13 protein-coding genes are annotated in these 12,525 nt (G+C 28.9%); 6 read left to right on the forward strand and 7 right to left on the reverse strand.

Going from position 1 to position 12,525, the window contains the following annotated elements:
- Positions 1-9 precede the first annotated feature (9 nt).
- The 5 genes from hypB to hypA are packed head-to-tail and all read left to right on the forward strand — an operon-like array spanning position 10 to position 3,439.
- Positions 10-738, forward strand: a complete 729-nt coding sequence (gene hypB / locus CBLAS_RS04920; RefSeq protein WP_106872646.1) for a hydrogenase nickel incorporation protein HypB — start codon at positions 10-12, stop codon at positions 736-738.
- Positions 738-1,034: a HypC/HybG/HupF family hydrogenase formation chaperone gene (locus tag CBLAS_RS04925; protein ID WP_106872648.1), complete on the forward strand. Its 297-nt coding sequence runs from the start codon at positions 738-740 to the stop codon at positions 1,032-1,034. Before hypB ends, CBLAS_RS04925 begins: the two co-directional genes overlap by 1 nt.
- Positions 1,021-2,112: a hydrogenase formation protein HypD gene (gene hypD / locus CBLAS_RS04930; RefSeq protein WP_106872650.1), complete on the forward strand. Its 1,092-nt coding sequence runs from the start codon at positions 1,021-1,023 to the stop codon at positions 2,110-2,112. The genes CBLAS_RS04925 and hypD overlap by 14 nt, the downstream gene beginning before the upstream one ends.
- Positions 2,109-3,098, forward strand: coding sequence for a hydrogenase expression/formation protein HypE (hypE, locus tag CBLAS_RS04935; protein WP_106872652.1), 990 nt, complete (start codon positions 2,109-2,111; stop codon positions 3,096-3,098). The genes hypD and hypE overlap by 4 nt, the downstream gene beginning before the upstream one ends.
- Complete coding sequence (hypA, locus tag CBLAS_RS04940) at positions 3,098-3,439, forward strand: hydrogenase maturation nickel metallochaperone HypA (RefSeq protein WP_106872654.1); 342 nt, start codon at positions 3,098-3,100, stop codon at positions 3,437-3,439. Before hypE ends, hypA begins: the two co-directional genes overlap by 1 nt.
- Positions 3,440-3,491: 52 nt before the next feature.
- Here hypA and CBLAS_RS09550 read toward each other — a convergent pair whose 3' ends face one another.
- From CBLAS_RS09550 to CBLAS_RS04955, 3 genes are all read right to left on the reverse strand, one after another.
- Positions 3,492-4,109, reverse strand: a complete 618-nt coding sequence (locus CBLAS_RS09550) for a hypothetical protein (protein WP_241517635.1) — start codon at positions 4,107-4,109, stop codon at positions 3,492-3,494.
- A gap of 163 nt (positions 4,110-4,272) precedes the next feature.
- On the reverse strand, positions 4,273-5,466 hold the full coding sequence (locus CBLAS_RS04950; protein ID WP_106872658.1) for a hypothetical protein: 1,194 nt from the start codon (positions 5,464-5,466) through the stop codon (positions 4,273-4,275).
- 14 nt (positions 5,467-5,480) lie between these two features.
- Complete coding sequence (locus CBLAS_RS04955) at positions 5,481-6,833, reverse strand: c-type cytochrome (protein ID WP_241517636.1); 1,353 nt, start codon at positions 6,831-6,833, stop codon at positions 5,481-5,483.
- 484 nt (positions 6,834-7,317) lie between these two features.
- On the opposite strand from CBLAS_RS04955, the gene CBLAS_RS04960 reads away from it, so the two are divergent.
- Positions 7,318-8,709, forward strand: coding sequence for an NAD(P)/FAD-dependent oxidoreductase (locus CBLAS_RS04960; RefSeq protein WP_106872660.1), 1,392 nt, complete (start codon positions 7,318-7,320; stop codon positions 8,707-8,709).
- Positions 8,710-9,899: 1,190 nt separating this feature from the next.
- On the opposite strand, the gene CBLAS_RS04965 is transcribed toward CBLAS_RS04960, so the two are convergent.
- Genes CBLAS_RS04965 through CBLAS_RS04980 form a run of 4 tightly spaced genes read right to left on the reverse strand, consistent with a single transcriptional unit; the run spans position 9,900 to position 12,433 of the window.
- A complete protein-coding gene (locus CBLAS_RS04965; RefSeq protein ID WP_106872663.1) occupies positions 9,900-10,391 on the reverse strand; it encodes a SixA phosphatase family protein in 492 nt (163 codons plus the stop codon).
- Between the two features lie 7 nt (positions 10,392-10,398).
- Positions 10,399-11,190, reverse strand: coding sequence for a ferritin-like domain-containing protein (locus CBLAS_RS04970; RefSeq protein WP_106872665.1), 792 nt, complete (start codon positions 11,188-11,190; stop codon positions 10,399-10,401).
- Entirely contained in the window at positions 11,190-11,729 is a 540-nt protein-coding gene (locus tag CBLAS_RS04975; protein WP_106872667.1) for a rhomboid family intramembrane serine protease, read from the reverse strand. The genes CBLAS_RS04970 and CBLAS_RS04975 overlap by 1 nt, the downstream gene beginning before the upstream one ends.
- A gap of 50 nt (positions 11,730-11,779) precedes the next feature.
- Entirely contained in the window at positions 11,780-12,433 is a 654-nt protein-coding gene (locus CBLAS_RS04980; RefSeq protein ID WP_157940039.1) for an NlpC/P60 family protein, read from the reverse strand.
- Between the last annotated feature and the right edge of the window lie 92 nt (positions 12,434-12,525).

The raw sequence follows: 12,525 nt of genomic DNA on the forward strand, positions 1-12,525 counted from the left end.
GGAGAAAATATGTGTAAAGATTGCGGTTGTTCAATGGATACAGGTAATGCAAAAGAACATCATCACCACGACCATCCTGCTTTGAACGAAACTAAAACAATAGAGGTTGTTAGTAAAATTTTAAGTGAAAATGATAAAGAAGCAGACCATAACAGAGCCCATTTAGATGAGCATTCTATATTATGTATAAATTTGATGAGTAGTCCAGGTGCTGGTAAAACAACACTTTTGGAATCAACTATTAAAACAGGTAAGTTCAAAATTGGAGTAGTTGAGGGTGATTTAGAAACAAACAAAGACGCCGATAGAATTATAAAAGCAGGTGCAAAAGCACATCAAATCACAACTGGTCAAGCTTGTCATTTAGATGCTTTTATGGTGCATAAAGGACTACATCACTTACCATTAAATGAGTTAAATTTGGTATTTATAGAAAATGTTGGAAACCTAGTTTGTCCAGCTAGCTATGATGTTGGAGCACACTTAAATGTTGTTTTGCTTAGCACACCAGAAGGAAGTGATAAGGTTTCAAAATATCCTGTAATGTTTAGAGCTGCTGATTTGGTAATCGTTACAAAATCTTCAATAAAAGAGCATTTTGATTTTGATACAAAAGATGTAATTGAAGATGTTAGAAAACTAAATCCAAGAGCTGATATCATAGAACTTGATAGCAAGACAGGCGAAGGCATGGATAAATGGATAAAATATTTAGAGTTTAAAATGGAGCTAAGATAATGTGCTTGAGTATACCTTCAAAGGTTATAGCAATTGATGAGAATAACTATGCAACTGTTGAAACTTTGGGCGTTAAAAGAGGTGTTACTCTTGATTTGATACCTGAAAAAGTAGAAGTTGGCGAATATGTCTTAATCCATGTTGGCTTTGCTATGGAAAAGATAGATACAAAAGCAGCGCTTGAAAGTATAGAAGTATATAAGCAAATTGCAAAGCAGATGGAAGAGGGCGATATAAGCGAACTTGAAGGAGATATGGGTTTAGAGGATTTAAGAGGCAAAAATGGATCTAATTAATGACTTTAGAGATAAAGATTTAATTTTTAGCCTATCAAATTTGATACAAAAAAAGAGTAAAAAACCACTAAATATTATGGAAATTTGTGGTGGACATACTCACTCTATAATGAAATTTGGAATTCATAAACTAGTTGGTAAAAATATAAACTTTATCCACGGCCCAGGTTGCCCTGTGTGTGTTATGCCAAGAAGTAAAATAGACGCGGCAATCAAACTTGCGTCTATGGATAATGTTATCTTTACCACACTAGCTGATATGCTAAGAGTTCCAGGGAGCACTTCAACACTACAAAAAGCTAGATCACAAGGGCATGATATAAGAGCTTTATACTCTCCTCTTGATGTTATCCAAATAGCAAAAGATAATCCAGATAAAAAAGTTATATTTTTTGCAATAGGTTTTGAAACAACCACCCCAATGACAGCGGTTGTAGTGGAAAAAGCCATAGAGCTTGGCTTGAAAAATTTATTTTTTCATATAAATCATGTAACCGTTCCAGCCCCAGTTAGGGCACTAATGAACGATGAAAATGTGAAAATTGATGCATTTTTAGGACCAAGCCATGTAAGTGTGATAACAGGTTCAAAAATATATGAAAGCATTGCTAATGATTATAAAAAACCAATAGCAATTAGTGGTTTTGAGCCGGTGGATATCTTAGATGGTATCTTAAACTTAGTAGAGCAGGGCGAAAATGAAACCTATAAAGTATATAATCAATACAAAAGAGCGGTAAAATTAGAGGGAAATTTAAAAGCAAAAGAGCTGATTGATAAGTATTTTAAAATTTGTGATTTTGAGTTTAGGGGTTTGGGAAATATACCAAATGGTGGAGTTGATTTAAAAGACAAATACTCATATTTAAATGCAAAATTTGTTTTTGATTGTAATGTTGAGAGTAAAAAAGAGAGTAAGGCCTGTATATGTGGCGAAATTTTAAAGGGCAGGGCAAAGCCATATGATTGTAAAATTTTTTCAAAAGTTTGCAATCCGCAAAATCCTATTGGATCTTGTATGGTTTCAAGCGAGGGTGCTTGTGCGGCTTATTATAAATATGCAAAGGAAAATGTATGAAAAATATACTCTTAAGCCATGGTGGCGGTGGCGAGGAGATGAATGAGCTTATCAACGAGCTTATTTTTAAATACTTTGACAATGAAATTTTAAAAGAAACAAATGATTCTGCTATTTTAAAAATTGATGGTGAGATTGCATTTAGTACGGATTCTTATGTGGTAACTCCTATCTTTTTTAGTGGGGGAGATATAGGCAAAATTTCAGTATGTGGAACTATAAACGATCTTTGCATGGTTGGTGCAAAGCCTTTATACTTAAGTGTTGGTTTTATTATAGAAGAGGGGCTTAGCTTTGATGAGTTTGAAAAGATACTAAGCTCAATGTCCAAAATAGCAAAAGAAAATGATGTAAAGATTGTTTGTGGTGATACGAAGGTAGTACCAAAAGGCAAGTGTGATAAAATTTTTATAAATACAAGTGGAATTGGTAAAATTATACATAAAATAGAAACAAAAAATATTAAAAATAGAGCTAAAATACTAATAAGTGGTGATATAGCAAGGCATGGAAGTGTGATAGTTGCTGCAAGAGATGAAATAAATCTTGAAAGTGATTTAAAGAGTGATTGTAGAAGCTTAAAAGATATCGTTATGGCTCTTTTTGAAAATAACATCTATCCTCAAGCAATGAGAGATGCCACAAGGGGTGGGCTAAGTGCTGTTTTAAATGAATGGGCAAATTTTAATAAAATTGAAATTTTATTAAATGAAGAGTCTATCAAAGTTCAAGATGAAGTTATGGGAATTTGTGAATTACTTGGGTTTGAGCCTTATGATTTAGCAAATGAAGGCACTTTTGTTTTAGCAATTGATGAAAAAGATTCAAAAAAAGCACTTGAAATTTTAAAAAATTTCAATGAAAATGCATCTATCATAGGTGAGGTTATCTCAGATAAAAATAGCCGAGTGATACTAAAAAATCCTTATGGAGTTAAAAGATTTTTAGAATACCCAAAAGGCGAACTACTTCCTAGGATTTGTTAATGCATGAGTTGTCAATAATAATAGATTTAGTTGCATTATGCGAAAAGAATGCAAAAGAACAAAACGCAAAAGAGATTGAGAGTTTAGAGATAAAAATAGGGCGATTAAGTGGAGTTGAGCCACACTATCTAGAAAGTGCTTACGAGTTTTATAAAAAAGGGACAATTTGCGAAAATGCAAAACTAATTATACATGTGCAAAACATTGTAGTGCAATGCAATAATTGTGGAGAAAAAAACGAGCTAGATAAAAATGAGTTTTTATGCCCAAAATGTGGCTCTAATAAACTAGATGTCATTGATGGTGAAGATATGTATCTAATGCGCTTAACTATGAAATAACATAGACTTTTTTGAACAGATATTAATTTTATAAATAATTATAAATTGGCTTTTAAAATTTTACTCCAAATTTTAAAAGCTCTTTTGGTAAAAAATCATCTAAATTATTTATAGTATTATTGTCTATTTCAATTAAATTTAAATTATATTTTTTGTAAATTTCTAGTTTTTTATTTTTTCTTTTTAGGTATTTATCATCTTCTTCCATACCCCAAAACTCAATATAAATTTTTTTAATTGGTATAAAAAAATCACAATAAATATCCTCTTCTATGGGAACTAGTTTCTCATATGCAAAAGCCAAATACTCTCCATAAAGCCAATCAGCTATCATAGCCTCAGCTCTACTTCTTACATAATGTCCACTTTTAGTTCTATACTTTGCTTCAAACTTTTTTCTAAAATCAATCTCTTCGCTATCACTAATATCTGTTTCAGGTTGAATATTTTTTAAAAATAGTTGATTTTCTAATATGCCACTCTCCCAGCAAACATAGTTATTTCCAAGATATTTCTTTTGAATTCCACCATTTTCCATACCTTTTTTGGTTACAATCCAACCAATGTTTTTTGCTTTTTCTATAAAAGAAATTTCATTTAAAACTGAGTTAACCTCTCTTGCACTTTTCTCAAATTTTTTACCTATATCTTTTGGAGTTAGATATTTCATAGAACAAACCTTTAAATTTAGAATATTATATAATACCATTTTGTGATTAAATATAGGTAAAAAGTAGTTTATTAAAATTTTAAATTTTAAAAGATGATTTTAAATAAAATGATTGTCATATAGTAAGATGTTTGGAGTGAAAAAACACTCCAAACATTATTTATTATAAAGAGTTTTTGAAAACTATGTAAAGTCCCCAAGCCAAAAATACTACCATCCAAGTAATGGTAATTCCAATTGTAATATTTCCTAGCTTATGATCAACTGCATCTGATTCATATAATCCTTGTTTTCTACCAGCCTTCCATGCAAGAGTTAATAGGAAAATAACTCCGCTAAAGCCAACAAATACAAATGTTAATAAGAACATAATTACAGAAGGCCAATCAGTATTGACTGTATAATTATATATATTATAATCAAGATCTATCATTATAGAGTATCTTATATACTCTCTAAGACCTGATATTAAAAGTGCAGCAACAACCAAAACAATTGTTGTATAGTAGCTATTTTTAACACCTATAATCATATATAAAAGAACTAAAACACAGACAACTATAGCAAGGCTAAGCGGATTAAATAAAAGTCCTTCTTTTAACATCCAAACTACAAAAAGAACAGCACTGATTAAAAATCCAACAACACCAAGTTTTTTACCCATATTTCCTACAAATTCCAAGTAGTCGCTTTTCATTCCCTCTTTTTTACTCATATAGTCTCTATAGTTTAGCAAGAAAATTCCTAAAACAGGAACTGCAAGGCTAACCATAAATGCAAGTCTTACTATATCTATTTTTAAAATTGTACCTGAATCATCAATTATACCATTTGGAGCATACCAATTCATCCATTGCTCTGGCTGGATTGACTCATAAGCAAATGCATGCATTAAAATTCCACCAAATACCATAAGTGCAAATGCCACCGCACCAATAAATAGGGCATTTTTAGAATCTTTTTTATTTGCTGATGCAAACCAATACCAAATAGAATATCCAAAAACCATAATATAGATAAATGCAGCCACCCAAAGTCCTGATAAAGTATTTGTTACATACCAGTTTGGATCATAAATTACTTGTGTAAAAAGAAGTGGTGCGACACCTAAAACAATTAAAACAGAAACACTAACTTTTGAAATTTGCACCATATGAGATGTTAAAAGATTCCAATTTTCACTTGCATTCTTTTTAGTTTGTCCAAACAGCGAAAGTCCCATACCACCAAGTGCTAACAGAACAAACGCAATATGAAGTGCCCATGTTAATATATATAATCCTTGAAAAACAACTGGATAAAATGGAACACCAGCTGGATCTCTTAAAGCGTTTAATACTATAGGTAAATTATCCATAAATTTTACTCCTTCTATTTAGTTTGAGTTTCAAGCCAAGTTGCAAGTGCGTCTGTCTCGCTATCAGGCAATCTCATTGTAGGCATATAAGAAAATGCACCAGAATAAACTACTTCTAAATAGTTTTTAATGTTTTCCTTATCTGTCATACCTCTTGCTATGAAAAGATCAGGCAATGATCTATATTTTGCACCTTTTTCTATAGAGTGACAGTTAGAACAAGCTAATTTTGCTATTAATTCACCTGTTTGAACTTTGTTTTCATCTGTTATTGTTTTTAGTTGTTTAGGAACAAACGGATGAACTTTTAAAATTCCATGCTCTTCTACTGCTGGAACTTCAGCTTTAATTCCTTTACCAGGTATATCTCTAGCTATAATTTGGTTACTATATATATATGTTCCAGCAACATATGGTTTTCTCATGCTTTCTCTCATTTTTTCACCTGGCCAAACGCCGATTATGCCTATAAGGAAAAGCATACCAACAGTTACAGGTAGTTTTAAACCTTTTGGGAAAAAGAAAGCAAATAAAAAATATGCAGCTATTAGAAGTACTAATATTATTCTAGTAGTTTTTTCGCCATCCCACAATACTGCGTGGAATTGATCCCATGCATTTTGAGGTAGAGTTTGTATATACCATACAAAACCAAACATAACAATAGCACCACCAACAAATCCAATTACAGATAGCTTTCTTGCTAATTCTTTTTTAAGATCTTCATCTTTTAAAACTCCAGCAATTATAAATCCGATCACCGCAGACATAGCAACCATAAAGCCAAATCTTACAATTAGATGTGGGAAGGTATTAGAGCCAAAGAATGCATCGCTTGCAGATCCTGTAGTAAACCACATATCATTTCCAGGCCACATCATAAAGCTAATAATTCCTATAATTAAAAACAGTGTGCTTACTGAAGCTAGAGCAAAAAGATATGTTATTTTTAAATGAACTTTTCTATCAATTTTACCTATTGAATAGACAAGCACAAAAACACCAACAACCTCAACAACAAAGAAAACCCATTCAGTTGCCCATACCCAAACAAAGTTGTGTATTAAAGCACTAATTCCTCTAGGGCTTGCTGCTGTTGCAGTATACCAAATGCCAGGACCAGTTATAGAGCCGATAACATATGAAAAGATTAACAAGAACATACCATATTTACGCATATACTCATATAAGTCAGTTCTATCTTCTTTATATGCCTTTCTAGCTAGAATGGCAAAAAGTATAGCAGCACCTACTGAAGTATGTGAAGCTAGTATATGTATGGTTCCTGTAATCCCCATAAGCCAAGCTGTTCCAATGTCTGGAAAATAAAAAAGAGGGTATAGACCCAAAACTTCTGGTAAATTCACATTTTACTCCTTACTTTGAAATGTATTAATATTCAAAAACATATCTTTTTATATCAAGATTAAAACTATATATTATTTAAAGTGTATAATTTTTAAAATCTTAATGTAAGTTTCTTTTTAGTTACACTTTATGGTTGAAATAATAACATAATAAAAATTAAAATAAAACTAAATTATAATTAAATAAATAAAAAATATTGCATAAATTCTAAAAATTTTGAATTTTTTTAAAAAAATAGTTAAATTTTAACAAAAATAGCAAATAAAGAGTTATATTGTCCTATTTTATGGGCTAATTTCTAGTAAAACAATTATTAAAATTTTAGATATTATATATATTTGTTAGTATTAAAAATTGAGCAAAAACTTTTATTATATACATTAATTATACATTAAATTAAAATTCTCATTTTATTTAAGAACTATCTTTTAAACTTGTAATGTTACCATATTGAATAATTACTTAATTAAAAGGAGTATCATTATGAAAAAAAATGATTTGGATTTAGTTTTAAAAGAGATAAAATCAGAATTAAAAATAAAAGGTGTTGATAGAAGAACAGCTTTGAAGATAATGGCTTTAAGTTCTACTACTCTTTTGACTAATCCTACCTCCGCAAATGCAGCAACTAGTGCAAAAGCGAATGGTAAAGGTGTAAAAATAGTAATTGCAGGAGGAGGTGCAGCTGGTTGTACTATTGCTAATTTTATAACTAAAAACATAGATGATGCACAAGTTGCTATAATTGAACCTGACTCACAAAGCGTATCTTATCAACCTGGGCAAACCTTAATAGGTGCAGGAATTTGGAATAAAGATGAAATAATAGGAGAATCAAAAGATTTTTTTCCAAGTAATGCAAAATGGATTCAAGATAGGGTAGTGGAGTTTAATCCAGATTCTAATAATGTAAGAACTTCAAAAAATGGAGTAATTGACTATGATTTTTTAATACTAGCAACTGGTCTATCTTTGAACTATGAAGCTATAGAGGGTTTAAGCAAAAATGATATTGGTAAAAATGGGATAAGTTCCATATATTTTGCTGATGGTGCTGTTAAAACTTGGTCTTTAATTCAAAAGCTAATTGAAGATGCAAAAAGCAAAAAAGATATCAAAGCACTATTTACACAACCAAATACACCTATAAAATGTGGAGGAGCTCCTAAAAAAATTATGTTTTTAACGCATGCTCTTCTTAGGGATGCAAAGCTTAGAGATGGTGTTAAGTTGGATTTTTATCCTGCCGGTGGAGGTTTTTTTGGAGTAAAAGAGTATAACGAAGCAACAATAGGATTTTTTAAAGATAGAAATTTAAATGCGCATTTTAATAATAATTTAATAGCAATAGATCAAGGCTATAGAAAAGCTACTTTTAAAAGAAAAGATGGTAGTATTTTTGATTTAAATTATGATTTTATCCATATAACACCTCCAATGAAAGCTCCAAATGAAATTAAAGAATCTCCATTAAGCATTAAACAAGGTAACCTTACAAGTGGAGGCTGGGCTGATGTTAATAAAGATACCTTAATTCACAACAAATATAACAATGTATTTGCAATAGGTGATATTGCTGGTATTCCAACCTCAAAAACAGGTGCAGCAATTAGAGAACAGTATAAAGTTTGTGGCAATAATTTAATATCAGCTATAGAAGGAAAAGATTTAAAAGCAACTTATGATGGCTATACAGCTTGCCCACTTATAACAGATATAGGTAAAGTAATGATGGCTGAGTTTAACTATAAAAAAGAACCTTCTGCAACCCTTCCTATGCTAAATCCAGCAAAAGAGAGATGGTTATGGTGGTTTGTAAAAGTTTATATGCTAAAACCAATGTATTTTTATGGCATGTTAAAAGCAAGAATTTAAAATTTAATAAACTGATATCTCCCCTTTTTAAAAATAGGGGAGATATCAATCTAAAAACATATATACAAATCATCATCTAAATTCGAATTCCATATACATACAAAATTTCAAAACAATAAATTTAAAATATCTTAAAAAATATTATTAATGTAAAAAATACATAGTTTTTATTTGTATGTATTTTAATATATAAAGTTTCGTGGATAAATTGTAAATTCTCAAAAGGTTAAATGCCAAAGTTACCATATATAGGCAATTATATTGCTAATGAAAAATACAAAAGAGTGATTTTCAAAAAAGTTTGAAAATTATAGTTTTCAATACTAATTATATAAAATAGCTTGTATTTAACTTATTATCATAGTTTATCAAGTATTATTATATGTATAAAATCAATAACTATTTGTTAAAAATTTAAACTTAAAATTTAGCCTATAAAATCCAATCATTTTTTAAGATTAAGCACTTAACGCTTTATATACTTTTTGCTACTCTAAAAATGGATAAAATCTCAAAATTTAAATGCCAAACAAAATAGAAAAAACTAAAACATATTTATGAAATTTCAGAGATATATAGTCTGTTATCACATTATGTTTACGAGCTTTTATATGGACAACAAATAGTTAAAACTGCCTAAAGCTTTAATATTTAAGCCAAAACTCATACTTTTTGATGAGTTTTTCTAAATTTAGATAAGAACTTAAGAGAAAAATTAAGAATTTTGTTAAAAATTTTACCATAAGATTTATTTCACATAAGTGCAATTTTATCGATTATATAAAATGGTAAATAGAACAAATAAAAACTTTGTGAAATATCAAAAATATTTTTATTGCTAGATTTATGAGAGTTTTAAATAAATTTAATGAAAAAAAGTAAAGATTGTGTAATTATGCCCAATATTGTCTTATTAGCAAAAATATGGAACTAAAAGCAAGAATGGTTAATATTGTCTATTTAGGAAAAATCATAACAATATAAAAGTTGAACTTTAAAATTTAGAAAAAATTTTACAAATCAACATCTTAGATATAAAAAATCTAAAAACTGATGATATTTTTTTATAGGTCTAAATGAGAGTCAAGATAACCTGCTTTTAATATTATTTTAATACCCAAAATCAAGTTTATAGTAAATTTGGGTATTAGATTGCATTTTGCCTATATTATTTAATGATATTTCTAAGATTATATTTTATCTTTAATATGCTTTTTTGGATAATCAAAATATATAATACTGCCATTGCATATATTTTCAAAACTATCTATATCAAATTTAATACCACAAATAGCACAAGTTGGAAAATGCTCTATAACCGAATCGCTTAAAAACTCGCAAATTTCATTTAATGCAGAGTTGTGTCCCACTATAAAAACAGTATTATGTTTATTGCTAAGATTTTTAACAAATTTTAAAAGATTTGGTTTTGAAAACTCATACAACTCATCTGTGCTTTTTATTTTACCATTAAAAGATAGCTCTTTTGCTATAATATTAGCAGTGCTAAGTGCCCTAACCCCACTACTTGTAAAAATTATATCTGGTATGATATTTGCTTCTTTTAGTCTAATACCTGTGTTTTTAGCATCGCTTAATCCGCGCTCACTAAGTTTTCTTAAAAAATCTGTTGGAGCTTTTTTCTTAGCCTTTGCGTGTCTTATAAAATAAATAATTTTCATTTTTTTCCTATGGTTTATTATTTAATATCTTAATCTCTTCTTCTGTGAATCCAGCTCGAATTCTATCATTAATATTAAGTTCTTTTTTTATATTTTTAAATTTCGGATAGTGTTTCATAACTATATCTATAAAAATACCTTTACTAATACCCTCTTTTTTGCAAGCAAACTCAAACCAGTAATTTCCCTTTTTAACATGTGAAATTTCTTCTTCTAAAATTTGATTTAATAGATTTTTTAACTCTTTTTTAGAGCTATCATTTTTTATTTTTTTAAGCATAAAATAATTAGCATCCAGTCCGTTGGCCTCCATATATTTATGCATTATCGCCATTCTTTCAAGGAGTGAGTTTTGTGTATTTTTCATACCAAAAAATAGCCCATCATGAACAGGAAAATCACCATATTTATATCCTAGCTTTAAAAGCTCATCAGATATCATTGTAAAGTGTCTTATCTCATCACTAGCAACCTCTAGCCAATCTTCATAATAAGCCAAAGGTAATTTTACAAATCTATAGCAATCATCAAGAGCTAAATCAATCGCACTATATTCTATATGAGCTATCGAGTGTAGAAAAAAGGCCTCTTTTTTATCATCTTTAAATTTTGGTATATCTTTAGCAGGTAAAACTTTACAAATTCTAGAAAAACTAGGTTTTTTTAGAATTTTAGGGATAAAATTATCTTCAAATTCAACCCTTCCTAACTTAAAATCATCATAAAATATTTTAAATTTTATAAATTTATCATCTAAATTTGACTCATTTAAAATACTCTCTACTTTTTTATGAAACATTAGCTCCTAAGTCCTATCTTAGCATATAAATAACCTAGACCAAAGCCTATTAAGTGCGCATACCAGCCTACTTTTATACCAACTAACATTGGTGCAAAACTAATTAAGATAATGGCTAAAAACAGCCCTTTACGCATATAAATATTTAAATATGCCAAAAGTCCTAAAAGAACAGATATAGCACCACTTGCACCCACTAAATTTATAACTATTCCATTGTTAATCATTAAATATGTATATACAAGACTCAAAGCAGAAGTTAAAATTCCACCTATTAAATAGATAAGAGTAAATTTGATGCCACCTAGGTATCTTTCTAAAATTGAGCCAAATTGATATAAAACAGCCATATTCATAACTAAATGCATAAGCGAACCATGTAAAAACATAGTTGTAAACACCTGCCAATAAAATCCACTAAAAAACAGATAGTTTAAACCAAAATATGTAAAAAACATATGGTGATTCATAATAAAATCGCCAACTAAAAAAACTATAAAATTTATAACAATTAATGAGGTTGTGGCTTGTAAATTCATATCCCTACTCTCTTTTTAACTATACTAATATAACTTTTCTCAAAACAAGCTTATCTAACAACAACCCCAAAGCCTGCAAATCTATTTGATGTTAAGCATGAAGTTTTATTAGACTTACATCTTATTATATAGCTATTTTGAACAACTAAATTATCTTTAAATGTGTTTTTCTTATTTAAATTTACATATCCTATTTTATTAATACCTCTTATATTATGTATGAAACTTACTCTTCCATCATCTTCCACATCTTGCACAATACCTATGTGGGTTATGATTTTTGTTTTTTTGTTTTTTGTAGCTTTTGTAGTGTTGTTAAAAAATATTAAATCTCCAGCCATTGGTTTTTTGTTAGTTATTTTATTGTTTGAGCTATATAGATTATAAATAGCTTGGGACTTGCCCCTATTTTTTTGAACATGCCTATACATCTCTTGATTTTCATAAAAAATATTATTATTTAATCTATTAAAAAGATCAACAAGTCCCGAACAATCAACTCTTGTTTTTTTATTTTTATACTTATCAATCGTATTTAAAAGATTTAAAACATCTTTATTATAGGAAATTAAATTTGTACTATTTGAATCATTTAAATCATAAATTTCATTTTTAGGATTTAAATTTCTATTTTTATCTATAAATGCACACCCTGACATAAAAACCAAGCATAGCAAGCAAGATAATAATATACTATTTTTCATCATATTTTTCCTAGTTTAATATAAAAATCTTATTCTACCAAAATTTTATTAAATGATAAACAGGTAATTACAATAAAATCTATTACAATTTT

This window comes from Campylobacter blaseri (assembly GCF_013201895.1).
Classification (GTDB): domain Bacteria; phylum Campylobacterota; class Campylobacteria; order Campylobacterales; family Campylobacteraceae; genus Campylobacter_B; species Campylobacter_B blaseri.

Excerpts from the sequence above, each read along its gene's own strand:
- hypB (WP_106872646.1), top strand. The coding sequence starts at position 10 with ATGTGTAAAGATTGCGGTTGTTCAATGGATACAGGTAATGCAAAAGAA.
- CBLAS_RS04925 (WP_106872648.1), top strand. The coding sequence starts at position 738 with ATGTGCTTGAGTATACCTTCAAAGGTTATAGCAATTGATGAGAATAAC.
- hypD (WP_106872650.1), top strand. The coding sequence starts at position 1,021 with ATGGATCTAATTAATGACTTTAGAGATAAAGATTTAATTTTTAGCCTA.
- hypE (WP_106872652.1), top strand. The coding sequence starts at position 2,109 with ATGAAAAATATACTCTTAAGCCATGGTGGCGGTGGCGAGGAGATGAAT.
- hypA (WP_106872654.1), top strand. The coding sequence starts at position 3,098 with ATGCATGAGTTGTCAATAATAATAGATTTAGTTGCATTATGCGAAAAG.
- CBLAS_RS09550 (WP_241517635.1), bottom strand. The coding sequence starts at position 4,109 with ATGAAATATCTAACTCCAAAAGATATAGGTAAAAAATTTGAGAAAAGT.
- CBLAS_RS04950 (WP_106872658.1), bottom strand. The coding sequence starts at position 5,466 with ATGGATAATTTACCTATAGTATTAAACGCTTTAAGAGATCCAGCTGGT.
- CBLAS_RS04960 (WP_106872660.1), top strand. The coding sequence starts at position 7,318 with ATGAAAAAAAATGATTTGGATTTAGTTTTAAAAGAGATAAAATCAGAA.
- CBLAS_RS04965 (WP_106872663.1), bottom strand. The coding sequence starts at position 10,391 with ATGAAAATTATTTATTTTATAAGACACGCAAAGGCTAAGAAAAAAGCT.
- CBLAS_RS04970 (WP_106872665.1), bottom strand. The coding sequence starts at position 11,190 with ATGTTTCATAAAAAAGTAGAGAGTATTTTAAATGAGTCAAATTTAGAT.
- CBLAS_RS04975 (WP_106872667.1), bottom strand. The coding sequence starts at position 11,729 with ATGAATTTACAAGCCACAACCTCATTAATTGTTATAAATTTTATAGTT.
- CBLAS_RS04980 (WP_157940039.1), bottom strand. The coding sequence starts at position 12,433 with ATGAAAAATAGTATATTATTATCTTGCTTGCTATGCTTGGTTTTTATG.